At 29.2% G+C, this 26004-nt stretch carries 25 protein-coding genes and 1 pseudogene; 5 read left to right on the top strand and 21 right to left on the bottom strand.

Annotated elements, in window-relative coordinates; genetic code table 11:
• Positions 1-506 precede the first annotated feature (506 nt).
• Both CLSA_RS17465 and CLSA_RS17470 read left to right on the top strand, forming a co-directional pair.
• Positions 507-1469, top strand: coding sequence for a helix-turn-helix transcriptional regulator (locus CLSA_RS17465; RefSeq protein ID WP_022748184.1), 963 nt, complete (start codon positions 507-509; stop codon positions 1467-1469).
• Positions 1470-1569: 100 nt separating this feature from the next.
• The gene (locus tag CLSA_RS17470) at positions 1570-2196 is read left to right on the top strand and encodes a type 1 glutamine amidotransferase family protein (protein ID WP_022748188.1); all 627 of its coding nucleotides are present in this window, start codon (positions 1570-1572) and stop codon (positions 2194-2196) included.
• A gap of 712 nt (positions 2197-2908) precedes the next feature.
• Here CLSA_RS17470 and CLSA_RS17475 read toward each other — a convergent pair.
• From CLSA_RS17475 to CLSA_RS17485, 3 genes are read right to left on the bottom strand one after another with little or no spacing between them, the layout of a single operon-like run.
• The gene (locus tag CLSA_RS17475) at positions 2909-3712 is read right to left on the bottom strand and encodes a response regulator transcription factor (protein ID WP_022748191.1); all 804 of its coding nucleotides are present in this window, start codon (positions 3710-3712) and stop codon (positions 2909-2911) included.
• Between the two features lie 44 nt (positions 3713-3756).
• Positions 3757-5526 (bottom strand): sensor histidine kinase, encoded by a 1770-nt coding sequence (locus tag CLSA_RS17480; RefSeq protein WP_022748194.1) that lies wholly within the window; start codon positions 5524-5526, stop codon positions 3757-3759.
• 11 nt (positions 5527-5537) lie between these two features.
• Positions 5538-6779, bottom strand: a complete 1242-nt coding sequence (locus CLSA_RS17485; protein WP_022748197.1) for an extracellular solute-binding protein — start codon at positions 6777-6779, stop codon at positions 5538-5540.
• A gap of 427 nt (positions 6780-7206) precedes the next feature.
• Between CLSA_RS17485 and CLSA_RS17490 the strand changes: the two genes are divergently transcribed.
• A complete protein-coding gene (locus CLSA_RS17490) occupies positions 7207-7512 on the top strand; it encodes a hypothetical protein (RefSeq protein ID WP_144079380.1) in 306 nt (101 codons plus the stop codon).
• Positions 7513-7995: 483 nt separating this feature from the next.
• Here the strand turns inward: CLSA_RS17490 and CLSA_RS17495 are convergent, their stop codons facing one another.
• The 10 genes from CLSA_RS17495 to CLSA_RS24495 form a co-directional block, all read right to left on the bottom strand.
• On the bottom strand, positions 7996-9021 hold the full coding sequence (locus CLSA_RS17495; RefSeq protein WP_022748203.1) for a sugar ABC transporter substrate-binding protein: 1026 nt from the start codon (positions 9019-9021) through the stop codon (positions 7996-7998).
• Between the two features lie 147 nt (positions 9022-9168).
• Positions 9169-10176: an ABC transporter permease gene (locus CLSA_RS17500; protein ID WP_022748207.1), complete on the bottom strand. Its 1008-nt coding sequence runs from the start codon at positions 10174-10176 to the stop codon at positions 9169-9171.
• On the bottom strand, positions 10169-11671 hold the full coding sequence (locus CLSA_RS17505) for a sugar ABC transporter ATP-binding protein (RefSeq protein ID WP_022748211.1): 1503 nt from the start codon (positions 11669-11671) through the stop codon (positions 10169-10171). Before CLSA_RS17505 ends, CLSA_RS17500 begins: the two co-directional genes overlap by 8 nt.
• A 231-nt stretch (positions 11672-11902) precedes the next feature.
• Positions 11903-12712: a hypothetical protein gene (locus CLSA_RS17510; RefSeq protein WP_022748214.1), complete on the bottom strand. Its 810-nt coding sequence runs from the start codon at positions 12710-12712 to the stop codon at positions 11903-11905.
• A gap of 351 nt (positions 12713-13063) precedes the next feature.
• Positions 13064-14116, bottom strand: coding sequence for a leucine-rich repeat domain-containing protein (locus CLSA_RS17515; protein ID WP_022748217.1), 1053 nt, complete (start codon positions 14114-14116; stop codon positions 13064-13066).
• Positions 14117-14272: 156 nt separating this feature from the next.
• On the bottom strand, positions 14273-15040 hold the full coding sequence (locus tag CLSA_RS17520) for a hypothetical protein (RefSeq protein WP_022748220.1): 768 nt from the start codon (positions 15038-15040) through the stop codon (positions 14273-14275).
• Between the two features lie 33 nt (positions 15041-15073).
• Positions 15074-15511, bottom strand: coding sequence for an SMI1/KNR4 family protein (locus CLSA_RS17525; protein WP_022748223.1), 438 nt, complete (start codon positions 15509-15511; stop codon positions 15074-15076).
• A gap of 22 nt (positions 15512-15533) precedes the next feature.
• Entirely contained in the window at positions 15534-16286 is a 753-nt protein-coding gene (locus CLSA_RS22655; RefSeq protein ID WP_022748226.1) for an HNH/ENDO VII family nuclease, read from the bottom strand.
• A 550-nt stretch (positions 16287-16836) separates the two neighbouring features.
• Entirely contained in the window at positions 16837-17349 is a 513-nt protein-coding gene (locus CLSA_RS17535; RefSeq protein WP_022748230.1) for a DUF6985 domain-containing protein, read from the bottom strand.
• 20 nt (positions 17350-17369) lie between these two features.
• A complete protein-coding gene (locus CLSA_RS24495) occupies positions 17370-17756 on the bottom strand; it encodes an HNH endonuclease (RefSeq protein ID WP_077393814.1) in 387 nt (128 codons plus the stop codon).
• A 242-nt stretch (positions 17757-17998) separates the two neighbouring features.
• Between CLSA_RS24495 and CLSA_RS17540 the strand changes: the two genes are divergently transcribed.
• On the top strand, positions 17999-19267 hold the full coding sequence (locus CLSA_RS17540; RefSeq protein ID WP_022744203.1) for an IS4 family transposase: 1269 nt from the start codon (positions 17999-18001) through the stop codon (positions 19265-19267).
• Positions 19268-19585: 318 nt separating this feature from the next.
• The gene (locus CLSA_RS17545) at positions 19586-20758 is read left to right on the top strand and encodes an IS110 family RNA-guided transposase (protein ID WP_022748240.1); all 1173 of its coding nucleotides are present in this window, start codon (positions 19586-19588) and stop codon (positions 20756-20758) included.
• 56 nt (positions 20759-20814) lie between these two features.
• On the opposite strand, the gene CLSA_RS17550 is transcribed toward CLSA_RS17545, so the two are convergent.
• The 8 genes and pseudogenes from CLSA_RS17550 to CLSA_RS17585 form a co-directional block, all read right to left on the bottom strand.
• On the bottom strand, positions 20815-21168 hold the full coding sequence (locus CLSA_RS17550; protein WP_022748244.1) for a hypothetical protein: 354 nt from the start codon (positions 21166-21168) through the stop codon (positions 20815-20817).
• Positions 21169-21186: 18 nt separating this feature from the next.
• Entirely contained in the window at positions 21187-21603 is a 417-nt protein-coding gene (locus CLSA_RS23200) for an EndoU domain-containing protein (RefSeq protein ID WP_022748246.1), read from the bottom strand.
• Positions 21604-22058: 455 nt separating this feature from the next.
• Positions 22059-22337, bottom strand: a pseudogene (locus tag CLSA_RS17560) (IS21 family transposase); the annotation flags it as partial.
• An 89-nt stretch (positions 22338-22426) separates the two neighbouring features.
• On the bottom strand, positions 22427-22732 hold the full coding sequence (locus CLSA_RS17565) for a transposase (RefSeq protein WP_022748250.1): 306 nt from the start codon (positions 22730-22732) through the stop codon (positions 22427-22429).
• A 147-nt stretch (positions 22733-22879) separates the two neighbouring features.
• Complete coding sequence (locus CLSA_RS17570) at positions 22880-23224, bottom strand: hypothetical protein (RefSeq protein ID WP_022748253.1); 345 nt, start codon at positions 23222-23224, stop codon at positions 22880-22882.
• 14 nt (positions 23225-23238) lie between these two features.
• Positions 23239-24363: a hypothetical protein gene (locus CLSA_RS17575; RefSeq protein ID WP_022748255.1), complete on the bottom strand. Its 1125-nt coding sequence runs from the start codon at positions 24361-24363 to the stop codon at positions 23239-23241.
• Between the two features lie 25 nt (positions 24364-24388).
• Positions 24389-25357, bottom strand: coding sequence for a pentapeptide repeat-containing protein (locus tag CLSA_RS17580; protein WP_022748259.1), 969 nt, complete (start codon positions 25355-25357; stop codon positions 24389-24391).
• Positions 25350-26003 (bottom strand): hypothetical protein, encoded by a 654-nt coding sequence (locus CLSA_RS17585; protein ID WP_022748262.1) that lies wholly within the window; start codon positions 26001-26003, stop codon positions 25350-25352. The genes CLSA_RS17580 and CLSA_RS17585 overlap by 8 nt, the downstream gene beginning before the upstream one ends.
• Position 26004: the final 1 nt, after the last annotated feature.

Raw genomic sequence — 26004 nt, forward strand, 5'->3', positions numbered from 1 at the left:
GTGTAGATATTAACCCTAAATAATCATAATTCCTAAATTGGATATCTGTGGACTCATATGAAAAATAGCTACTTCACATATGAATTTATAACTATTTGCTTGTTATAAAATTTTGTTTAATCACCTCCTCCTATATAGATCCTCATTGAGAATTTAATATATCACAAACAATTAATACAATCTCACACGTATCATCCCGGCACAAAATTAAAGGACTTTAGATTTAGAGAAGCAATTTATATATATTTATGCTAAATATTTGAATATTTGTGGCTATGTAGTATATAATTGAACAAATAGTCAATCGTAAGTTATGACGACTTAACTATAGTTATTATTAGTTTATATATTATGAAGAAAAAGAACTATCCCTATTGATTCCCTTTAACAAACAAAGGGTGTCGAAGATACTAACTTAAATATAAGAAAAATATGTCTTGGCAATGAGGTTCATTACATTTGTTTATAAGTGATACTATTAAAAATCTATGGAAGTGAGGCGCATTATGCCAAAAAATGATAATATGCTAGCAATTTTATGGATGCTGAATTCAGGTACAAAAATAACTGCAAAGCAAATATCCGAAAGGTTAGAAATAAACATAAGGTCAGTTTATCGTTATATGGATGCATTGTGTGTTAGTGGCGTACCAATAATATCCGAGCCTGGTCATAACGGTGGATATAGTTTGCTTAACAATTTTATCCGAACACCCCTGTTTTTTGACCTTGAAGAGAAAAAATCACTTTTACATGCTGCCATTTTTGCAATGGAAGCAGGATATCCTTTTATGGAAGCACTAAATAGTGCAACATCAAAGTTAAAGATGTTCTCGAATCAAGAACAAGAAAAGGTTCTTAATCGTCATTTAGTCGGATTTGAAGTAGTGAGTCGTATTTGCGATCCAGCTGTAAAACCTATATTAAGGGAGATTGAACAAGCTGTTGCTAATGAATGCTCTTTGAAAATTGAATACTGTGCAGCTTATGACGGTCATCCCCAGCATAGGATTGTTGACCCCTATGGGATGCTTTACTGGAACAATAAATGGTATGCTATTGCATTTTGCCATCTTAGGAATGAAATCCGCAGCTTTAGGGTAGATAGAGTAGTAAATATTATAAGCACTAAAAATACGTTTAAGCGTCCTGAAGCTTTTTCGGCACGTGAGTTTTTTGCAAAAAACTTATTATCGAATGTGGAAAGCAAAGTAGGACTTTGCACTTTAGTAATTGAGGGCAAGTCAGAAGCATTGAATGACCTTTGTTCACATTGGTTTTTAGGATATCATCTGATAGAACGAACTGAATGCAGAGCTAATTTTTTAATGGATGAAAACTCAATCCATACTTATGTTCCTCATATTCTACTTCAATATGGTAAATCAATAAAGGTGCTTGAACCAAATAGTTTTAAAGATGCTATGGCAACAATTCTTAGAGATTTGATGACGCATTATCTTCACTGACTGAATTTGTCAGTGAAGATAATATATAATAGATCGAGATGGAGTTTGAGTCCATACTGTAACAAATAGCAACAATAAAATGAATGTGGAGGAATAGAAAATGAAGAATACAGTATATCTTTATGTATTTGATACAATGGCAGACTGGGAAATAGGTTATTTAATCACTGAAATCAATTCAGGAAGGTACTACAAAAAGGGATTAATGCCGCTAAAAGTAGTAACTGTAGGAATTACCAAGACCCCTATTACTACAATGGGAGGTCTGAAAATATTGCCAGAAATTGAACTTAAGGAGTGTAGTGTTAAAGATGCTGCTGCTTTGATTCTACCTGGTGGGAATACATGGACAGAAACAATTCATGCTCCTATTATAAGAATGGCTGAAAAATATTTAGAGAACGGTATTGTTGTAGGGGCAATTTGTGGTGCTACAATAGGACTTGCTATGGGGGGAGTATTGGATCAACGAGACCATACAAGCAATGACCTGGGGTATCTTAAAATGGTCTGTCCTAGTTATGATGGAGAGAAATATTATAAGCAGGAATGTGTAGTAACTGATGAAAGTTTGATTACTGCCTCCGGAATAGCTCCTCTTGAATTTGCTTTGCATGTATTGAAAATTCTAGATGTATTCTTACCGCAAACCCTAGATTCCTGGTACAATCTTTATAAAACCCAAGAGTCAAAATATTTCTTTGAGTTGATGAACTCAATTCAATAAAAAGGCTTTAAGTGGGTAAGATAGCTACTTTTCACCACCTTTTACTTTAGCGTGGGTTTTGTTGGCAATATCAGCGACACCCCTCCAAGGAATCAAGAGTATCTCATTGTTTATGATTATAATACTCCGATAATCAGCTATGGTGCCAAAAGAAGAATCCATTAATCTTTGGAACTACTTGGAGGTCAAGATGCAATTACTAAAGTTAATAAGTATAATTATTAGTACGCATTCTTCTTAAATCATGAATTAATGGAACTCTAAAAAAGGCGTTCTATTATTAGAAAAAATGCATTCCATACTAGAAAGTAAGGGGGATTACTTTACGTAGTGTTACGCTGGTAATTTGGCAACGGAGTAAAATACTTCCCCCACCTTCGATAATTTATAGCATAAGTCTAAATCTTAAGTTTCTATCCATATAGATGCCCAATCTAAGAACTCAACTTATTTGTAGTTAATATCCCCACTAGAAATTGTATACATTTTTGTGAAACAGGCATTGAAATTGAACTGTGAAGGTTCTTAGTACAATGTTGTACCATTTTCTGCTTGTCCTGATTTTACATTAGGAACATGCAAAAATGGGCACAACCTTGTACTTAGAACCTTTCAGTGAAAATTTCATGGTCCTGTAGAACAAAAATGTATGCAATTTCGGTTATTCACCACATAATTATGATTTATATTTTGGATATCTATATTATTTCAGTTAACTATTTATTTTTTTATATTCCCGTATTGATACACCAGTATATTTTTTAAACCAATTACTAAAATAATTGGGATCATCTATTCCAATTTTTTTTGAGATTTCATAAGCTTTTGCATTCGGATTTTTCAGCATTTCAGTAGCTATTTTTATTTTAGTATTCACAATATATTCTGAAAAAGTTTTATCAGTTTTCTCTTTAAATATTCTACTTAGGTAACTTGGATTAACATAAAAATATTCAGCTACCAACTTTAAGGATAAGTGCCTATTGGATATGTTTTTCACTATGAATTTTTTGATTTGTTCTATATTTAAATTTTTATCATCACACTCGTTAGCATCATTTAAATCTATTATATTATTAAACGCAACCATCTTTTCTTTAATATTTATATATTCTTTTTCCCTCAAATGCTCATCTTGAATTTCACGTTTTAACTTTAAAAGCGAATTTGTCAGCTCCTCTTCATCTATAGGTTTAAGTATAAAATCACTTATTCCAATCTTTATACCTCTTTTAGCATATTCAAACTCATTGTAACCTGTAATTACCATTACTTTAATATCTGGATACCTTTCCAAGATGCATTTACTCATATCTAATCCATCGGTTATAGGCATATTAATGTCTGTCAAAATAATATCTGGTTTCTCTTTATTTATTAAGTTTAAACCCTCAACTGCATTAGAAGCTTCTGCAATTATATCCATTCCAAGTTCATTCCAATCAATGCAATTTTTTATTAGATTTCTTATAAGATACTCGTCATCAATTATCATAACCTTTATAATGTTATCCATAAATTAATTCACTTCCCTTTAGAATATTCGTTAGATAGCTTAGTCTACTTCTTGATTCTAGGAATCTTAATTGTTATTTTAGTACCAACATTTTTTTTACTTTCAACAATAAACTCATGTTCATTACCATAAAATACTCTTAATCTTTCCTTTGTAGCTCTCACTCCAATACCAGTAGTCCTATTTTCGGTGATATTTCTAACTTGTGATTCATCCATGCCTGCTCCATTATCTTCTAAAGTCAATAAAACTTTTTCTTCTTCTTGGAAAGTTGATATTTTTATCTTTCCTTTATTTTTACTATTTCTAATACCATGGTAAATAGCATTTTCAACTAATGGCTGCAATACTAACTTTATTATTCTAAAGTCATCACATCGTGGATCCAAATCATATTCAGTCTCAATCATATCCTGATATCTTATATTCTGAATTATTAGATAGCTTTTTACTGTGTTTAGTTCTTCTTTTACAGTAATAATATCCTTTCCATTATTCAAACTTGTTCTGTAGAATTTACCTAAAGCTTTTATCATTTTATATATTATTTTATTTTCCCCGAGTAGTGCTAAAGAATTAATAGTATCAAAAGTATTGTATAGAAAATGTGGCTTTATTTGTGACATTAACAAATTTAATTCAGTTTGCCTTTTAATTTTTTCCTCTTCATGTATTTTATTTAAAAGTAAATTAATTTGAGAAATCGCGATATTATACCCTTTTTTTAACTCTCCTACTTCATCATTATAAGTTTTTATATTAACAATATTAAATTCTCCACCTTCAATCTCCTTCATGGACTGACTTAATTTTTTTAAAGGTCTTGTAATAAATTTAGATATTATCATAGAGCCAATAATAATTAATAAGAAATTTATAATACTGAAACATATAAGAAAATAATTAGTAAACTTAGTTTGCTGCAAAGATTCACTGTACAGAGCTATTGTCGTTAGTTTCCAATTATAATCTGAGGCTTTAAGATTTGATACAATATAATCTTTTCCATGTATCCTTTCTTCTAAAAATCCCATTTTAGAATCAGTATAATCAACTTTTTCTATTGCGTTTAACATTTCGTGATCAACATCTTCACCTGTTACTAATTCATTCTTCTCATTTTGTATAACTACTTTTGTACCATACTGATTACTTAACTTCAAACTTAAATTATGAAAAACATTCTCGTCCATATTTATAATTAATATACCAATTTTTTTACCAGTATTAATATCATTAATTACTCTTATAAGAGATACATAATTATTACCATTGTTATCAAAAAATCCTCCACCATTCAGCTTCAATATATACTTGCCTTCACCCTCTAATAACTCATTATACCATTCAGAATCCTTAATCTTTTCAATTTGAAAATCCTTATAAAAAACATTTTCAGAATAATACTTATTCCCATAATCATCTAATATATATATAGAAGATATATTAGAATTAAAATTAGTGAATTGTATTAGATACTTGCTAATATTATCATAATCAGTTCCTTCTTTATCTTGTTTATTAACTTTTTTTAATGTACCTTGAACATTATCACTTGATATAATCATCTTTGATACATTGTCTGCATTATCTATTATCATACTAGTGTTAGCTTCCGCACTTTCTAAAACCTCTACGGAACTTTGTTTCATCTTTTCCAAATTATATATAGAATTTAATTTCCTATATGTAAACGTGAGTATAATCGTTGAAAGCACAAAAATTATTGAAAAATATATAATAATCTTTATGCTTATTTTTGAATTCAAATATTTATCTTTTAAATTCCTTAATATGAAAAACTTATTATACATTTAATCAATCCTTATAATTCTAATTTCTCCATTTCTTTAGTAAAGTCTTCAGGACTTATTTTACCTTCAAATAACTTATGCACTAATTCCTTTTGCTTATTTCCTTTCTCTTCACCCAAGTAAATATCTCCATATAAGCTATATGATGCATTCTCTGTTACCCCCTCTAATTCTTTAGATATCGTATTTATGTTACTCGTATCATCGGTATACTTCCATGCTGGAAGACCAGAACCAGATTCATAATATTTTTTTGATACTCCTTCAGCTATAAATGTCGCAGCAGCAACAGCCTCTTTTTTATATTTTGAATTGTTACTTATCATTAAATGATCTACTGCTCCACCTAAAAATTCTTTACTATTTCCTTTGCCTTCTCTCATTATAGGAAACGTTTTAATAATTACGTTATCTCTTACAGAAGGTTCTGCATTTCTTAATTCTCCTATAAACCAGTTGCCTGTATAATACATAGGAATTTCTCCACGTTTAAATATAGCTTCAGACTCATCTCTTGTGAGTTCCCAGCTTGATTCATTAAAAGCTTTAAGATCCACTAATTCTTTTAATCTATATGCAGCCTTTAATATAGTATCTTTTTTTTTGGTGCCAGTATTAGGATCACTAACTCCACCAACTCCCCCTTCTCGCAGTGCCAACATATCATAATAAAGATTTCCTGTCCAATTATCCTTTTCTCCCACTAATAATGGTGTTATTCCTTTATTCTTAAATTCCTTTACCGCATCTATAAATTCATCATAATTATCTGGTATTTTTATATTGGCTTCTGAAAAAAGCTTTTTATTGTAATAAAAGGTTCCAACCGATAATGTCATCGGTAAACCATATATATTATTATCATAAGTTATATTATTAAGCATTCCTTTATTAATCTTATCCTTTGTATCTTTATCTAGGTATTCATTTAGATTTAATACCTTTTCTGATTCTATAAAAGGCTTACTGAAACCTCCACCCCAAGAGTAAAATATGTCTGGTAATTCATTTGTAGCGAAAGCTGTCTTTATTTTTGCTTTATATCTTTCATTTTCTACAGCCTCTACTTTAATTTGAACATTGGGATTAGCCTTATTCCATTCCTCCACAGTATCCTGCACAATCTTTCCATTAGCATCACTTGTAGTTTGTGGCCATATATGCCACATAGTTAGCGTTATTTTTTCTTCATTCTCTGTATTATTTTTATCTTCTAAAGAGCAGCTACTTAAATTGACTAAGAATATTAACATTATGGGCAATAAAAATATTTTTTTTATAATTATCCCTCCCCGAGAGTACTTACAGTTATGTACTCACATATAATCAAAAATAGGCTGGCAAATGGATTTGTTATTTATTTGAATGTGCCTTATATTACAAAGTTATTTATACGTTCACTTAAATATTCTATTTATGTAACCATTTTCCTCCTTAATATATCATCTTTAATTTTGGGGTAGAGGGTTTCTCATTTGGAATTTAATATATTATAAGAACAGAAAGATACTGTCAAAAGTAAAAATTTAATTAATACAATCTCATACATGTCATTCTCACACAAAACTATAGGATTTTAGATTTAGAGAAGCAATTTATATAGTTATTCTGAACATTTGAATATTTATAGTTATATAGTATATAATTATTCAAATGGATAATTATGGAGTACTGTTATTATTGATATTAATTTGGGGAATAGGAAGTGATTTTATGCTCAATATTATTCTTAGTATGGTGTGTCATTGTGTACTATCAGGGTGGAATCTTCACTCATTTTATAAAAAAAGAAAGATTTATAATTTACTATTTTGCGTTTTTTTTGCATTTGAATTATTAAGAGAACTTTTCTTGGAAAAATATTTAATCTCTAATACACGTACAGTTACTATGTTTATACAAGGAGCAGTTTTTATAATTGCTATTATCTTATTTTTACGTAATAAAATTAATGAAGATAAAAAACGATATTCAGAAAACATATAAAAATGGAACCCTTGAAAAGGGTTCCATTTTTATATGATATATTATCAACATTATTTTTAATATAGCCTAAATTTTATCTATATAAGTTCTAATTAATAAAATTCATAATTAGTAATCTTATAGATATCCAATTTAAGACTTAGACTTATAATTAAAATGTATTTCCATACTAGAAATAAGGGGAATTCTTTTGCGTAGCGTAGCGTTGCGTTGATAATTTAGTTGTAGAATTTCTTCAGCAGAAGTTGTTCTATTCTTGCTTGTCCTTAACTTGTTTGAGGAGCATGCAGGAATGGGGCAACTTCTACTGTTAGAAATCCACAGCCAAATTATCTAGCAACCGAGCTAAAGAATTCCCCTTATTTCGGTTAGTTATTACATAAGTCTAAGTCTTTATTTGGATATCTATACTAATTTAATATTTATAAAAGTAGCAATTGGGGGTTGATGAACAATATTTTTTAGAACTTATATATATAATTATTATTTAGTTTCTTCTGCAAATTGTGTTTGCTTTTCTTTTCCATATTCAACAATTTTATCTGCAGTCACCCATTTAACTGAAACTGGGTAAACATCATCAACATCTTCACCTTTTATTTTCTTATCTAAAGTATCTATTATTGTTTTACCTATTTGATAAGAATCTTGGTCAACAATTCCTGATATTAAATTGTTGCTTACACCATTTTCCCAAGTTGGAGTATAGTCAAAGCCAAAATGATATATACTTCCTGCCTTACCTTGAGATTTTATAGCTTCCATTACACCTGTATCTGGACCTTCTGATCCTAATGAGAATACAGCTGCCATGTCTGGATTTGAAGTTATTTGACCTTCTAATTGTCTTTTAGATTCTGCTGATTGGTCATTATCTTGAATTGGCTCTAACCATTCGAAGTTCTTAGCATCATCTCCCATAACTTTTTCAAAACCAGCTTTTACCCCATCTTCTCTATATGTCATAGTTGTTTGAGTTAAGTTTACTGCTGCCATTCCAATTTTGCCTTTTGTGATACCTTTTTCTTTTAAAGTTTTAGCACCATTTTCTCCAAGCTGTTCTCCTGCGAGCTTATTATCTGTTCCTATATAAGCTGTTCTATTTTCTTTTGTCTTTATATCTGCATCAAAAGTTACTACTGGAATGCCTTTCTCGTTTGCTTTTTTAACTTTCTTATCAAACATATCTGGATCCATTGGTGCAATTGCTATTCCTGCTGCTTTATTTTTTACAGCTTCATCAAGGAAACCTATATGCTTTTCATTTTTTTGTGTTTCATTTGGAGGTGAAGTTTTAACTACTAACTCATATCCTAATGCCTTAGCCTCATCCTCAGCTGCTTTCTTCATAGGTGACCAGTAAGCTCCTGTATCAACTATTGGAATAAAGTAAATAACCTTTTTTTCATTTCCACTTGTTGTTCCTTGTGATTGTGTTTTTGATCCACACCCAACTAGGCTACCAACAATAAATACTGTTGATAATAAAGCAATAATTTTCCTCTTCATAAAATTTTCCCCTTCCGTAATCTCGATTTTTTCTAAATATTTTGTTATATTTTTAAAAAGCTTTGTTCAGTAAATTATTAAGTTATTTATTTGAATGTGATTAATTACCTAAAATCTACTAAACCAAACTCAATTACCCCCTACTAATTAGCCCTTTTTCTTAAATAAAGTTCCTTTTCTGTAGAAATCCACAACTATAGCAAGTACAATAATAGCTCCTGTAACAGCCTGTTGTAAGAATGAGTTAATTCCTAAGATAGCTAGTCCACTTTGGAATACTTGTATTGTAAATATTCCAACCATAGCTCCTCCTATTGTTCCTACTCCTCCACCAAATTGGACTCCACCCATAATTGCACCTGCCATTGCAAATAAATCTGGACCATTTATTTCACTTGGAGCACCAACATTTATACTTGACATTAATAAAATACCAGCTATTGCAGCTAAAAATCCTTCTATTACATACACTTTTATAACATGTTTGTTTACATTTATTCCTGATAATCTTCCTGCTTCTTTGTTTGATCCAACCACATAGCAGTATCTTCCGAATCTTGTATTTTTCATCAAATACGCTATAACTAAAACTATCACGACAAATACTATTGTGTTAGTGTGTATTATTGATATACCTATTTCTGTATTAGAAATATCGTAAAACCAATCTGGAACTCCTTTGATATAAATTCCATTTGTAAAGAATAATATCAACCCTCTTATTAGGTAGCATGTACCCATTGTAAGTATAAAAGATTCTAATTTAAATTTTGTAATTAATATTCCATTAAACAATCCCCAAAGTGAACCTATCAATAATCCAGCAAGTAAACAAACTGGCATACTAATTCCCTTTACCGCCAAATAAGTTACTGTACATCCTGAGAATGCAGCTATTGCACCTATTGAAAGGTCAACTCCTCCAGTTACTATTACCATAGTAATTGCAACAGTCAAAATTCCCACTGTAGGAATTTGTCTTAAGAAATTTGACAAATTTGCTGCTCCTAAAAAATCAGGACTTGCAATTGAAAATGCCAAAACAAGAATTGCAAGCACTAGGTAAATTGAATATTTTAGAAATAAGCTTTTAATATCAAACCCTTCCATTTTAACCTTAATACGTCCCTTTTGAGCAACTTTACTATTAATCATTTTTATTAATCCCTCCAAGCGTAGCTAATTTCATAATCTTTTCTTGTGTCGCTTCTTCTCTGCTAAGTTCTCCTGTCATTTTTCCTTCACACATAACATATAATCTATCTGACATTCCTAATAACTCTGGCAATTCAGAAGAAACCATAATAACTACTTTACCTTTTCTAACCAAATCATTCATTATATGATATATCTCAGCTTTTGTACCAACATCTATTCCTTTAGTTGGTTCATCAAAAATAAATATTTCTGAATCTGTATTTAGCCACTTAGCTAATATTAATTTCTGCTGATTTCCACCTGATAATGTTCCTGCCTTAACATCAAGATTTGCGGTTTTAATCTCAAGTGCCTCTTTAAATTTTTCTCCTGCTTCTCTTAACTTCTTATGATTTAAAACAAAGTCTTTCAAGTTAGTCATAGTTATATTATCAAGAACACTCATTACTAATGATAAGCCTTGATTTTTTCTATCCTCTGTTAAAAGGCAAATACCGTTACTTATTGCATCCATAGGTGAATTAATCTTAACTTCTTTTCCCTTTACTATTATCTTACCTTCACTAATTCTATCAGCACCAAATATAAGTCTCATAAGTTCCGTTCTTCCTGCACCAACCAAACCAGCTATTCCTAAAATTTCGCCTTTTCTTGCTTTTAAGCTGACATTCTTAACTCTCCCAGCATAATCACTAAGACCTTCTACTTCTAAAACATATTCTTTAGGCTCGAAAACCTCCTTAGGAAATAACTCTGTCAAATCTCTTCCTACCATCATATTTATAAGTCTTTCCTGAGTTATCTCTTTAACATCACAGCTTTCAATATAAGTACCATCTCTTAAAACAGTAGCTCTATCACAAATATCAAAAACTTCCTTTAATCTATGTGATATATATATAACTGCAACTTCATCTCTCTTTAAAGTTTTTATAACTTCAAAAAGGTTTTCAACATCCTTCTGAGATAACGATGTTGTTGGTTCATCGAAAATAATAATCTTTGCATTTAAGCTTATAGCTTTCGCTATTTCTACCATTTGCCTTTTTGCAGTTGGCAGCTGCATAACCAAGTCAGTAGCTTTTATATCTATTCCTAATCTTTCAATTATAGCCTCTGTATCTTCATATAATTTTTTATAGTCAACAATACCTAAGGTTTCATTTTTATATGGAAGCCTTCCCATATAAACGTTTTCTGCAACCGTCAATGTTTCTGCTAAATTTAATTCTTGATGAACAAATCCAATACCTAATTCTGCAGCCTTAGTTGGATTAATAACTCCACAATCAACTCCTTCAACAAATATTTGACCTTCATCCTGTTTATGGACTCCTCCAAGTATTTTCATTAAAGTTGATTTTCCAGCACCGTTTTCTCCTAATAAAGCATGTACTTCACCTTTTCTTATTTCCAGTTGTGCTCCTTTAAGTGCATACACTCCTGGAAATCTCTTATGTATGTTCTTCATTTCTAAAAATACATTACTCAAGTCCTACCCACCTCAGCTTTCTTCTTTGCTAATCGTTTACAAGAACTATTTTACAATACTGGCTGAACTAATTATATGTAATATCTTTACTTCTACATTCGAAATCTTTACTTTTTTTACCAGTTTTATTAATATACAACCATTCATTCAATCATAATATAAATAGTTGTCGTATTATAAAAGTCTTCCTCTATATTTAAACTTTAAAAGTTAAAATTGCACTTTATCAAATTACAAGGTAGATATCTGAATAATATCAATTCTAGAACAATCACTATTTGAATTACTACTACTTAATATTAAAAGATAAATACCGTCCATTTTATTAACAAACTTTGCCTTCAAAAATATATAATCGTCCTCCAGGTTCAGTACCTCTTTACCATGAACTTCAATCACTTCTATTCTATTTTCATCAAATAAAATAAATATTCCTTCTCTAAATTCAATATCAATAAAATTAAACGAAACATTATTAAGTGTTTGTTTAGTTTCCTTTTCATAATTAATTGCATTTATATTATTCTTTTCCGCCTCAACAATCGCAGTATATTCATCTGGCAACACTTTTATAATTTTTTGATTAGTCGATTCTCGATAAAACCTATTTAACTTAGGATATAATCTTTCAACTTCTTTATAATCAATTTTTTGTATTAATTTTTCATCTATACAAACACTATAGAATTCACCATTGTATGTTGACAAAATTAACCCATTATCATTCCATTCATATAAATTCGAAAAAATTAAATTCTCTAATCCATTCTTAAGATAAATTACTTCATATTCATAAGTTTCAATGTTAATATACACTATACACTCATTATTTGGGCAAAATAATAGGATTTCTCCACCAATATTATTAACAAAAGAATAATATATTGTTATATCCTCAAATATTTCTAATTTCTTTATCAATTCAAGATTCTTGTCAAATACTAATATACCATTATAGTTATCATTGATAATTATTTTATCTGATAAAACTTCCATAAAATATATATCATTCTTTATAAATTCTTTTATTTGTTTTTTCATCTAAACTTACCTCAAAATCAATTATTTATTATATATAAATATTTTTCCATTAAATCTATTAATCTACATTATTTTTTTGTTGGATTGGCCTGTTTCTGGTGGATATTATTTGCTATTTTCGGATTCTTAACTTTTTATTTTTTTAAACACTCTATTTTTTTAATCATCCTCATTATTTTCAAAAATCACAAAACCAATGATTCATATAATTCTAAAATTACTATATAAAAAGAATCAATTTATAATACTAAATATAAATTGATTCAAATCTACTATAATATTAATCTTAAATTAATACTAAATTCGGTTAATTAATTATATATACAATTTAACATAAAGCTACACATATTTTTAGTAAATAACATCTTCTATATTTAGTTTTTTAAGAATCTCTTTATTGTTTATTTCATTCCCGTCCATCCATAATACTTTCAATTTAGATAAATTTTCAATACTACTTATATCAGTAATTTTATTATAGTCTAAATATAATTTCTCCAAATTCACTAGATATTTCAGTGGTGATATATCTTTTATTCCACATTCCATTAGGCTTAATTCTTTTAAATTTTTAAGATTTTCTAAAACACTAATATCTTGAATTAAATTTGAATCTAATGATAATTTTTCAAGTTTTTTCAGTTGACTAATATACGAAATATCACTAATTTGATTTATACTTAAATCAAGTTCAACTAAATTTGTTAAATATTTTAGTCCTGTGATGTCCTTAATACTATTTGCATATAAATCTAATGTCTTTAAATTGGCAAACCCTTCTAAAGAATTTAAAGTTTTTATTTTACTATTATATAAATGTATTTTCTCTATTGTATCAAGTCTCTTAATGAACCTTTTAACAATATTAAAATCTTCTACCCACTTAGGGAAAAAAATCTCCCTAATATTTTCATACTCACTCAAAAATTCTAAATCAATACAATTATCGGGAATCCCTATAGACAATAATTTCATCGGATACATCAATTCAGGAAATTTTGCAGGTATTCTAGGTAACTCTAAATATTTTAAATTTGGTAGCTTTTCAACTGCATCCACTGTTTCAATAGGGTTATGAGTTAAATTTAAATATTCTATTGATTTAAGATTGCTAATATCATCAATATCTTTTATACAATTACTTCTTAAGTCAAGATACTCTAAGTTCTTGAGATTTTTTAATAGTGAAATATCACTTATGTAAATTTCTATCAGCTCTAGTTTTTTCAAGTTCTCACAGTATTGTATCCCTTCTATACTTCTAATGCATGGCTCATCACTATAATGTTCAATACTTAGTTCAGTAAGATTAATTAAATCTTCTTTAGTGATATCCCCCTCTAATTTATTTATACTTTTTCTTACATCATTCTCAAATTGTTCGTCTTCAAATGCCACTTTCATATCTATTACTACCTTAATATAAAAACAATTTATTAGAAAAATGCTCCTTAGAATCTCAATTAATATGTTGAACTTCTAAGAAGTATAATTTTATTATACACATAATTGCTTACCAAAAATATTTATTAATTACTGTACAAATTACATATATCGTTTTTATGACTCTACTTTATGGATATTATTTGCTATTTCCGGATTCTTAGATTTTATTTTATTAAGCACTCCATTTTGAAAATCATCCTCATTATTTTCAAAAATCACTAAATCATAATCCTCTGATGTCTCATAATAAGCTAAAGCATATGAATATTCTTCAAAACTTGAACCTCTTTTTAATGCTATACATACATAGAAAACTTCCTGTTTCATTGCATGTAAATATTCTTCTTTGTTTTGTGGTTTATACCATTTCATTGTTCCTTCAATACTTTTTTTTCCTTCTTCATCTATATATGAATTGTTGATAAATAATTCCCTTTGAGATACAAATTCTTCTTCCACTTTATCATAGTTATTATTATAACTTTCTATATATATTATATTTTTAATTTTTTCTAATACTTCATCCTCTATATCTAAATCATCATCTTTTAAATCTTTAAAGAGTCTTTCTTCTATTTCATTTCGTTTCTCTAAATCGTAAATATTATTTTTACCATATATACTTTCAAATAATATTTTCTTCACTTTATTTTCTATTTCTTCCTTCAATGCGTCATCATAATAAAACCATACGTCTTGGCAAAAATACTCAAAATAATCATCTCTTTCAGATATTATATACTCGTATGTTATATCTTCTTCTTTTATTGGATCTCTTCCATTATGTTGAAATAATAAATCTTCATCATTCTTTATAAAACATTCTAAGATTTCCAATTGACTTTCTTGATCTAATAATCCAAAGTGACTAATATTATACATAATAGATACCTCTTTATATTTTTTTTAGAGTTCTTAATCCCATGAATCTTTTCCATCTTTAAATTCTTCTAAAATAAATTGAAAGAAACTTTCTGCTTCTATTTTTCTAAATCCTATATTCCTATCCCAACTTATTATTTTACAATCATGCTTATCTCCATTTTTTAAATCTAAACAATATACCCATTCATCGCTACTACTTATTACTACATAATCTAAAGGCAATCCCAATTTCCTGTATCTTTCTGTTTCTCTTATTACTGATGGTACTCCCCCTTTACCACACCCTAATATTTCAACTCCAAAAATTCCCCCAAATCCATATTTACCAAGAAACCACTTGTAACTTTCCGGAAAATTAATACATAACTGTTTTTCTATATCATTTATTTTTATATAATCAATTCCACCAGTAAAAAATGCGTCTTCTTCATTTTCATTAATAAATTTCTCTATATCTTTTTTGTGCATATATTACATCCTCCTCATATTACTATAAATTTTTTGCTCTCCATCTCCAATATTTTCTCTTAAAATTATTATATTGTTTATCTTTTGTTGTATCATTTCTAAAACTTTCTCCAGACTTTACCCATTGATGTAGTATCTTGTTGTACTCATCATGCAAACTTGCTGAAATTTCCACCATAGTTCCAGGTTCCATTTGCAGCAGATGATGTAATTCTATCTTAGTTCCATCATTGGCATATGGTGCAAATCCCTTTTGTGCCAATTGCTTATTATTCAATCCACTTTCTATATCAACACGATTCCAATCAATATCATCATACTGGTATACTCTGCGACTAATATCAATCACTTTACCATTAACTTTAGTTGTGCCAGTATAATTAACTGGTTTATAGTTACTAATAATATTTAATATAAAATCATCAATACTCTTAGGTTTATTGGTAGGGAAAGTTTCTATACTTGGTATTTGTGATTTTGCATGTGGAAATACTGTTATTGTAGGAGCTTCATCTTGTATTGCTGGGAATGATTCTATCTGTGGTTCTGTATTTTCTGGAGCTGGATATGTCTCTACCCATGGTTCTTGTTCATAAGCTGGTACAGTTTCTATCCAGGTTCCATTCTGTTGTTCTGCTTGAAAACTTGCCGCTGCATCTTCATGAGTTGAATAATCTGCTGTTACATCATTAACTCCTGATGCAATTGTTTCAGCTACCGAATCAAAAGTATTTGCATCATTTAATTGCTCTATAATATCTTGTGCTGTATTCATTGCTATGGAAGTTGCTGTGCTTCCTAAAGTACTGGATATAGATTCTACGCTGGTCTTGGGGCTGAAGCTATATATAGAATATTTTTTATTGGCATTTTATTTATTATTCGTATACCCTGAAAGGTTTCAAGGCATCCTTAATTACCGTGTACCAATCTATGTCCTATTGTATCCAAAGTTAGACATTAGAAAGAAAAATTCCAACAGATACCTTTACAGCATCCATTGGAATTTTGTTATTAGCTTGAATCAGACATCAAAAGAAGTTTTTACAGAATGCCCTATGTTTCTATAGTAACTGGCATTGAAACTTCTTTTTGATGGCTGTTTGTTGTTTTTAGAGTATATTTTTCACACAGCAAACTGCAAACTTACTACAGAATTAGAATTATGCATTCAATTACTTTACACTTTTTATTAATTTCATTATATCCTTGCTACTATTATTTTTTTGTAGTTACTTTATTGCTTATTATGCAGTATGTTTGAATACAATTAACTTCTTGCAGTTACTATTACTTATAATAACTATTATTAAACTCTATCTATCTTAATTCAAAGCTTTTTTATCGTTCTTAGCTATCCATGATAGAAAAGCAGTATCTGCACCACCCATTTTAATAATTCTATCTTTATTCAACATAACCCCAAAATCCTGTTCCTCATCCCATGAACACAGAAAATGAACCCCTATATATGGAATACCATCATTTTCAATATTTAAGATATAAATTCTTTTAGGTTTGATTAATTTTCTAAAGTCTAAGATTTGTTCAACATTAGGCATGATTTCTTCAAGTTCTTCTTCTTCATAGCCATATTCTTCTTGCAAAATTGGATATTGTTTTAATAATTCTTTTAAAATTAGATTAAGTAATTCCTCTTGATTAGAAGATATATATTCATAACCATTTTTATGACTTTCTTCCAATTTCTCCGTCTTTGAATCACCACCAATATTCAACTCAATATCTTCTTTATTTTGAAAAAAGTTATTCCAATATTCTAGATGTATCTTTCCATTCCACATTCCATTTTTTAATTCAATATTTGGTATTAACATTAATATTCATCCTCCTCATTTTATGGCCTTATACCTTTTCTGATTAGAGCTGCTCCTCCTGTATGTTTTACTGCACCATGCAAATCAGATGGGACTAATTCCATTGTTTTACCATCTTCAACATGATGCCATGTGTATCCTTCTGGTGTCGAATCATATCCTGCTGCTTCATTTGCTTTGATAAAATCATAGTAAGCATCACCTACAAGGTTGTCAACTGTTACTGTCTTAGTACTATATGGACTGAAATCTGGGAACCCTTCTTCTGTGAACTCAACTCCATTTGGATACTTTTCAGCTAAGTCCCCACTTAATTGGTACGTTTGTCCTGCATATGCTTTATTGATTATTCTAACGCCATCTAAATCAGCTTCTCCTACCCCCTGGTATGATAAGCTTGTAAAGATTAATCAGCAGTTCCTACCTAAACTTTAATTATAATTTCTTCTATAACTCTAAAGTTACTTGAAATAACTGTTGTTTAATAACTCTAATTTTGAGACAATATTCTCGTGTAGATAGAGGTTTACGTTCGCCCAATGTCGTCAACTTAAAGAAATATATAAAATTAATAAAAAAAACACTTGACAATAATTAGAAAAAATGAAGCCTCGTTATAGATATTAAATTTATAGCGAGGTTTGATTTTATGAAAAATATTAAATTATTATCCCAAATTTTAAAGAAAACAAATAAATTAATTATTTCCAATGAGTTTAAAGAAGCGTATAGCTTAGGTAATTCATTTTCAAGAAAAAGAAAATTATCTTTTTCTAATGCAGTACATTTTATTTGCTCCGCATTACGAAAATCTATGGCTACAGAAATAAGTAATTTCATTGAAGAGCATACATATTTAGATTTTCCTTGTATATCAAAACAAGCATTTTCTAAAGCAAGACAAAATATTTCCCCTGAAGCATTTAAAGAATTATGCAGATTATTTGTTGATTCTTTTTATAGCTCAACAAACAATTTAAAAAAGTGGAATGGATTTAATGTTCTTGCTGTCGATGGAACCTCTTTGCAAGTTCCTGATACAATTGAATGTGGTGAATATTTTGGATTAAGTAAAAATCAAAATAAAGTACAAACTGCTATTGCGTCGGCGTCAGCCTTATATGATGTATTAAATGATATAATAATTGATGCGTCTGTAACTAAATTTAGAACTAGCGAAAGAGAAATGGCCAAACAACATATAAATACACTTAATAATGAAAAATTACTCAATAATAGCATTGTAATTTTTGATAGGGGCTATCCTTCTTATGATATGTTTGATTATTTAAACGATAGAAATTTATTTTTCTTAATGAGAATATCATCTTCATTTAAGATAATACAATCTATTTCTTCTGAAGATTGTATTTTTGAATATAAATCAAAAGGAGAATTGAAAAAAGTAAGAGTTATAAAAATAAAACTTTCTGCTGACACCACAGAAATATTAGTAACTAATATATTTGATGAAATTATTACTCCTAATCAATTTAAAGAATTGTATTTTCTTAGATGGGGAGTTGAATGCAAATATAAAGAACTTAAAAGTAGTATTGAAATAGAAGAATTTTCTGGAACTAAGCCAATTGCAATTGAACAAGATTTTTATGCATCTATTTATATATCTATGGTTGCAGCACTTATAAAGAAAGATGCCGACGCTGCAATAGCAAATAAAAATAAAGATAAAAATTTAAAATCAGAATATCAAGCAAATAGAAATTTTATATTATGTGACGTTTTGAAGAAGATAATAGTTATGATGGTAAAGCCTATTTCAGGAAAAAGAATATTAGAACATATATTAGAAAAAGCTAAAAAAATACGCTCACAAATACGTCCAAACCGTAATTGTGAGCGAAAAAACAAGCACCCAAGGAAAAAGCATCATTCTCAAAGGAAATCTTGCATATAAGTTTGTAAAAACTAAATATTTCCAAAATTCTACTTTTGCCAGTAGGTTTATTAATTATACCATTTTTTAAGAAATATAGCATACGCTATTCGAAATTTGTAGTAATTTTTTCATTACTATTTTACTAAGTTGACGACATTGTACGTTCGCCCCCTTGAGGCTTCTTTGACCTCGTGACTAAGACTGTCACCTCATCTCTGCGAGATGTTGCGTATAAGCTGGATGTTGGTTATATTATTATAATTCTTCGTATATCGAACCAGGATGTAACTTGCATTGAACTGAGGATTCTATCTAAAACAATAAGGAGATGTTTTTATGTATATTGTAGGTATTGATATTGGCAAAAATAATCATGAAGCTACTATTATTGATAATACTGGCACTATCATCGGTAAATCACTTAAATTTACAAACTCTCATAGCGGTGCAAATAAATTAATTACATACATATCTAAAAATATTGGTTCTTCCGAAGTTATCTTTGGCTTGGAAGCTACTGGACATTATTGGCTTTCATTATATTCATTCTTGCTTGAAAAAGGTTATTCGATTAATGTTATAAATCCTATTCAATCTGACAGCTTTAGAAACCTATATATTCGCCAAACTAAAAATGACACTGTAGATTCATTTATCATTGCTGAAGTCATAAGATTCGGCAGATTTACAACTACTCAGCTTGCTAACGATAAATTACTTTCCCTAAGACAGCTTTGCAGATATAGGCTATCTTTAGTTGATAGTGTTTCTGAGCTTAAATGCAGAATTATCACTGTTCTAGATCAAGTTTTTCCTGAATATGAAAAACTCTTTTCTGATACTTGGGGTATTAGTTCTAAAAAGCTACTTGAAAAATATCAAACACCTGAAGATATATTGGAAATAGATACATCTGAATTAGCAGACTTCTTAAAAGAACATAGTCGCGGCCAACTTGGCTATGTCAAAGCGGAAAAAATTAAAGATGCAGCACAAAATACCTTTGGAATTAAAATTGCTCAAAATGCCTTTAAATTTCAACTTAAACAATTAATTGATCAAGTATTATTTATAGAAAATCAAATTAAGAGTTTGGATAAGGAAATTGAATTTTATTATAATCAATTTGATTGCCACTTAACTTCAATTCCTGGTATCGGAGCTGTAACTGCTGCTATTATTCTTAGTGAAATTGGTGATGTAACTCGCTTTAAGAATGCATCAAGCCTTGTTGCTTACGCTGGTATTGACCCTACAGTAAAGCAATCTGGTCAGTTCTTATCCAATAATAATAAGATGTCTAAGCGTGGCTCTCCATACCTACGACGTGCCTTATTCCTAGCTGCCTCGACTTGTACTTTACACGAAAGTCCTCTTAATGATTATTATAACAAAAAACGAAGTGAAGGTAAGCATCATCTCACTGCCGTTGGAGCGGTTGCTCATAAACTTACACATATTGTTTTTGCTATTATGAGAGACAATAAGGACTATGAGCCTATGTCATAGTCCTTGCTTAAATATTTCTTTATGATGCTATTAAAAAATTTTATATCTTTAATAGCTTATTTAGTATGCTCTTTAAACCTTTTAAGCTCATTGCACCAAATATCTACTAGTTCTCTAAGCTCTTTAGTTTCAATTTCACACCAATTTCCCATCCCATCATCAGCTAAGTTATCATATACTTGAGTTTTATCTTTATGAATTTCTATGCCACATATGTTCCCATTTAATTCTTCATATTCACTTTCTCCAGTTAGAACCTTATCTAATGCTTCTATCACATATTTACTAAATGGCTGAACATCTGCTGATAAAAATGTTGCTAATAATTCATATTCATTCTCAAAGTCAAATACAATATCATCTTTTTCACCTTGATAATATATTTCTCTAATATTATATTTTATTTTCATTTTTATTCTCCTCTTATTTTAATAATCTGGAAAAGCACTAATTATCTTGTTTGTATTTGAATCTATATACATCTTAATTTTCAACCCTGTTGATGCATATCCATAAAATTCATTTCCTGATTTGAAAGCTCTATTATTATATGCCTGGTTTATTTCATCTACCATATCTTGTGCATTCCATGTCTTAGGATAAAATGATGAAATCCCACCATTAGCAGTTTTAGGAACACCATTAACTTCAACCTTTGCAGTATAAACTCCAAACTTATTAGGTACTGACTCTGTTCCTGGTATTATATTACCTTTTGCTGTTGGCATTCCTTCATAATGAAATCCTACAGCTTTACTTCTGGCATTTAACTCACCTTCAAGTATATGTTCTAAAGCACCTGACCTAAATTTATCAGTATTTTTTAAATCTGATATTGACTTCACATAGCTGGTCTTATTACCACTATTCCAAAGTATATTATCCCCCAATTCCTTAGGTCTTTCCGCTGGAATTGTTTCTATACTTGGTATTTCTGGTTTTGCATGTGGAAATACCGTTATTGTAGGTACTTCATCTTGTATTGCTGGGAATGACTCTATCTGTGGTTCTGTATTTTCTGGAGCTGGATATGTCTCTGTCCATGGTTCTTGTTCATAAGCTGGTACAGTTTCTATCCAGGTTCCATTCTGTTGTTCTACTTGAAAACTTGCTGCTGCATCTTCATGAATTGAATAATCTGCTGTTACATCATTAACTCCTGATGCAATTGTTTCAGCTGCCGAATCAAAAATATTTGCATCATTTAATTGTTCTACAATATCTTGTGCAATATTAATTGTTTCTGATGCTATCGTACCTTCTAAAGTACTGGATATAGATTCTACTTAAGATATTGCTATAAAATGTGCTTATAATAAAATACTTGAATTGAATCTTTACCCAGAAGCTCTTTTATAATAGGATCAAAAGCTTCTATCTTAGATTTGCAGTTTCTAGTGATAGGTTTCACATATCCATTTAAATATTTGCCTACGGTTCGAGGATCAACCCCAAGTTCTCTAGCTATTTGGCTTTTATTTACCTTCAAATTGTTTACCTCCATAATCGGTTTTAATTTATGAAGATCTTCTAAAGTATTAATTTTAAGTTCTGAATAAATATTAGTTTTTATAATCATAATTACCCCCAATAAATCTTGAGTAATTATAGTTTATTCAAACTAATTTGTACATTCTTATATGATCATTTACTTGCATTCTTATCTTATCATTTATATTGGAGACTATAAATTGATGGAATTTCATATTTAGTGCATATATTTTCCAATGAACCGTTGCCATCAAGATAATCATGAATTGCCATATATTTGATTTCTTCTGAATAAATTTTATTTTTATGAGTAACAACTAATCCGTTTTCACCATTCATATTATACTTACGAATCCAATTCCTAAATGATTGATTATGGATGTTAAAATCAGAACATATTTGTGCAGCACTTTTTTCACCTGATAGGTAAGATTTAATAGCTCTTAGCTTTTCTTCAATAGAAACTTTTTCTTTTCTGCCCATAAAAAACACCCCCTTTATAAAAACAGTTTTATTATTTTAACTGTCTACTATAAAGGGAGCATATCAATTTTACTGTTACTACCATCTTAACACTGATTTAATATTAATTCATTTGCTCACTACAGAATTATAATCATACATCCAACTTTATTTTTCGCCTTCTTCAATTTCCTGTATTATACTCCAATCAACTCCATATTCTAACTCATTTTCAATCTCCTCTAATAACTTAAATCCTTCTTGCTCTATACCAGCATCATATCCAATCACTTCAAAATACCTTTGTTTATATTTTGTATACCAATAATATTTACTATACATTATTTTACTTTTATCTTCTTTTAGCATCAAATCTTCAATATTGTTACTTATAAAATCATAATAAACTAAAACTTTCTTAAGTGTTTCATCATTAATATCAATTGTTCTAACTGTATGATATTTTGATAATGCAATCATTTTTTCTAATTCAAGTTCTTTAATTACTTTCACCTTGTTCTCCTCCTCTATTCAGGGTAATACTTTACTGTTATATCAATATTCTCTCTTTCAAACAATCTAGTTAATTGATTCACAGCTTTTTCTTCTGAGACTAACCACTCCACTTTATACCCTGCTGCTTTAGCTGAATCAATTTGTCTCATTGCTTCTTGAATAACCTTATTCTGTGCAAATTTAGGTAAATCTTCTACATGGTAAAAAGATTTCTGTTTAATTATTAACTTGCCGTCTTGTACTATATCCCCAGCTAAATTTTCAAATTGCACATATCCACCATTAGGATGTGGCAAATAAAAACTTTCATCATTAGGGTTTATTTTTAATTCAAAATCATCTACTCTTGTATTTTTCTGAGGTATTCTTTTTCCCCAAAATCCCTTACCAAATGGTCTTGCTTCTATATCATTAATTCCCCATTTTATTTTAGTTGTATATTTAGCATCAGCTACCCCCTTATTACCACTATTCCAAAGTATATTATCCCCCAACTCCTTAGGTGTTTCCGCTGGAATTGTTTCTATACTTGGTATTTCTGGTTTTGCATGTGGAAATACTGTTATTGTAGGAGCTTCATCTTGTATTGCTGGGAATGACTCTATCTGTGGTTCTGTATTTTCTGGAGCTGGATATGTCTCTGTCCATGGTTCTTGTTCATAAGCTGGTACAGTTTCTATCCAGGTTCCATTCTGTTGTTCTGCTTGAAAACTTGCCGTTGCATCTTCATGAGTTGAATAATCTGCTGTTACATCATTAACTCCAGATGCAATTGTTTCAGCTACCGAATCAAAAGTATTTGCATTATTTAATTGCGCTATAATATCTTGTGCTGCATTCATTGCTATAGAAGTTGCTTTGCTTCCTAAAGTACTAGATATAGATTCTATCCTCTCTTGCTGCTCTTGCTTTTCATTAGCTTCACTGCTGGAAATTTTAGATTCTATCGTTACAATTCCATTTAATAACTTCTTAAGCAAAAAAAACTCTACTTTATCCTTGAGCGTATCATTACTTTTTTCTGGAATATCTGTTGTGCTGCTACTATTAGATTCAGAAGAGCTGATATGTAATATGGCTGTTCCTATTGTGGCAATTGCTACTGCTGCTCCAATTACAAGTGCTATTGGTGGCATTGTATCTCATCTCCCCTCTATATTATCATATTTGATATTTAAAATCCTCTTCATTAAGTACTATTTTTACTTTTTTACCATTAATTAAATATACTTTATTAATCTGTGAGTTCTTAAAATTCATATTTCTTAAAATACAATTTTCGAAAACCACCTCTTCTAAATAGCTTTCAGAAAAATCACTTGCTCCTAGATCACAGTTTTTAAAATAACATTTTCTTAAGTCTGCTTTTTTAAAATTTAATCCTACTGCCATAGAAGATGAAAAAAATACATTTTTAAGCTTACTTTCTTTTAAGTTCATGCAGCTTATATCTTTATTTTCAATTGTAAGCTTATTTACTTTTAAGCCTGTCCACATTGAAAATACCATTTCTTCTTTTTTGCATTTTTTTACCTCTTCCTTAAACATTTCTTCAGTTTTTACAGATGCATCATAATAAAATACCTTTTGAGAATAATTTTTATATTCTCCCCATATTACCTGCAAAGTTTCATCTTTGGGCATTTCTTTAAAACTCATTTCTTCACCCCATTGTTTTAACCATTTTATTAAAAAATAAGAAAAATAAGTATTATATATGGGCAATTGCTTTAAAATATATTGTTCAATCGAAGAAGCTCTTATTTTTCCAACATACTTTTTTATATCTTTATATAATTTATCTTTAATATCTTTAAATTCATCAAAGATGTAATCTATACTAAAAACTTCAAATATTCCTTCTTCAACGTACCAATTTTCATCATAAGCTATAGCACTTACTTCATAAGTTTCCCTTAAGAATTCAATTTGAAGTAATGAAAAATCAATATATTTAACTTTATAATCTTTTATTTCCTTTGCTTTCTCCGCTATACTTTCTAAAGTCTTCGATATTTGCTTTTTTAATCTTTCTTCATTGCTTAAAATCTTTGCCATGACAGCTTTCTTATACTCATTAAAAATAGGCTCTGCAATTTCTTTTAAAAACTTTTCTTCATATTCATTCATTATCTTCCACAGCTCCTATATTGATTTCCATTAGTTCTGAAATTCCAACCATAATCTTTTCCCATTGATTTTTTTCTTTTTCTAAACAGGTAAATATTAAACTGATAATTTCATCTTTGTATTTAATACACACCATATATTGATATATATAATCTATAGCTGTTGGCATTCTTGAATTAATAATATATTTGCTATAGTCATCATTTTTTTCTTCATTTAAGCTTAAAAATTCAATGTATGCATCATTTTCTTTAAAAAATGTTTTAAATTTCTCTAATAACTCATTAGCATTACTAATTTCATCTTTAAATTCAGATTTATATAGTAAAACACTAAATTCATATTTCTTACTCCAACAATATGCAGATTCATTTTCTGCATATTCATCAAAAAAGTCTTTAAATATTGGTATAGTTATTTTTTCTTCAAAAAATGTTTTATTTTCAAAATCTAATTTTTTTTCATTTTGCTTAAGTGAGCCACTTTTAATTGCTTCGGTTACTTCCTCTTGAGTTAATTCATCTAAACCCTCTAGTTTTATTTTTTCACTTTCTTCCTCTTTCATTGTTTTCTCAGCGCCCTTATATTTTTTTGCCATATGAGCCTTCTTTTGAAGCTTGGCAATCTTTTCATCTAAAAACATCATA

Origin of the sequence: Clostridium saccharobutylicum DSM 13864 (genome assembly GCF_000473995.1) — a bacterium.
Classification (GTDB): Bacteria; Bacillota; Clostridia; order Clostridiales; family Clostridiaceae; genus Clostridium; species Clostridium saccharobutylicum.

Excerpts from the sequence above, each read along its gene's own strand:
- CLSA_RS17465 (WP_022748184.1), top strand. The coding sequence starts at position 507 with ATGCCAAAAAATGATAATATGCTAGCAATTTTATGGATGCTGAATTCA.
- CLSA_RS17470 (WP_022748188.1), top strand. The coding sequence starts at position 1,570 with ATGAAGAATACAGTATATCTTTATGTATTTGATACAATGGCAGACTGG.
- CLSA_RS17475 (WP_022748191.1), bottom strand. The coding sequence starts at position 3,712 with ATGGATAACATTATAAAGGTTATGATAATTGATGACGAGTATCTTATA.
- CLSA_RS17480 (WP_022748194.1), bottom strand. The coding sequence starts at position 5,526 with ATGTATAATAAGTTTTTCATATTAAGGAATTTAAAAGATAAATATTTG.
- CLSA_RS17485 (WP_022748197.1), bottom strand. The coding sequence starts at position 6,779 with ATGTTAATATTCTTAGTCAATTTAAGTAGCTGCTCTTTAGAAGATAAA.
- CLSA_RS17495 (WP_022748203.1), bottom strand. The coding sequence starts at position 9,021 with ATGAAGAGGAAAATTATTGCTTTATTATCAACAGTATTTATTGTTGGT.
- CLSA_RS17500 (WP_022748207.1), bottom strand. The coding sequence starts at position 10,176 with ATGATTAATAGTAAAGTTGCTCAAAAGGGACGTATTAAGGTTAAAATG.
- CLSA_RS17510 (WP_022748214.1), bottom strand. The coding sequence starts at position 12,712 with ATGAAAAAACAAATAAAAGAATTTATAAAGAATGATATATATTTTATG.
- CLSA_RS17515 (WP_022748217.1), bottom strand. The coding sequence starts at position 14,116 with ATGAAAGTGGCATTTGAAGACGAACAATTTGAGAATGATGTAAGAAAA.
- CLSA_RS17520 (WP_022748220.1), bottom strand. The coding sequence starts at position 15,040 with ATGTATAATATTAGTCACTTTGGATTATTAGATCAAGAAAGTCAATTG.
- CLSA_RS17525 (WP_022748223.1), bottom strand. The coding sequence starts at position 15,511 with ATGCACAAAAAAGATATAGAGAAATTTATTAATGAAAATGAAGAAGAC.
- CLSA_RS22655 (WP_022748226.1), bottom strand. The coding sequence starts at position 16,286 with ATGAATACAGCACAAGATATTATAGAGCAATTAAATGATGCAAATACT.
- CLSA_RS17535 (WP_022748230.1), bottom strand. The coding sequence starts at position 17,349 with ATGTTAATACCAAATATTGAATTAAAAAATGGAATGTGGAATGGAAAG.
- CLSA_RS17540 (WP_022744203.1), top strand. The coding sequence starts at position 17,999 with ATGAAAAATATTAAATTATTATCCCAAATTTTAAAGAAAACAAATAAA.
- CLSA_RS17545 (WP_022748240.1), top strand. The coding sequence starts at position 19,586 with ATGTATATTGTAGGTATTGATATTGGCAAAAATAATCATGAAGCTACT.
- CLSA_RS17550 (WP_022748244.1), bottom strand. The coding sequence starts at position 21,168 with ATGAAAATAAAATATAATATTAGAGAAATATATTATCAAGGTGAAAAA.
- CLSA_RS17565 (WP_022748250.1), bottom strand. The coding sequence starts at position 22,732 with ATGGGCAGAAAAGAAAAAGTTTCTATTGAAGAAAAGCTAAGAGCTATT.
- CLSA_RS17575 (WP_022748255.1), bottom strand. The coding sequence starts at position 24,363 with ATGCCACCAATAGCACTTGTAATTGGAGCAGCAGTAGCAATTGCCACA.
- CLSA_RS17580 (WP_022748259.1), bottom strand. The coding sequence starts at position 25,357 with ATGAATGAATATGAAGAAAAGTTTTTAAAAGAAATTGCAGAGCCTATT.
- CLSA_RS17585 (WP_022748262.1), bottom strand. The coding sequence starts at position 26,003 with ATGATGTTTTTAGATGAAAAGATTGCCAAGCTTCAAAAGAAGGCTCAT.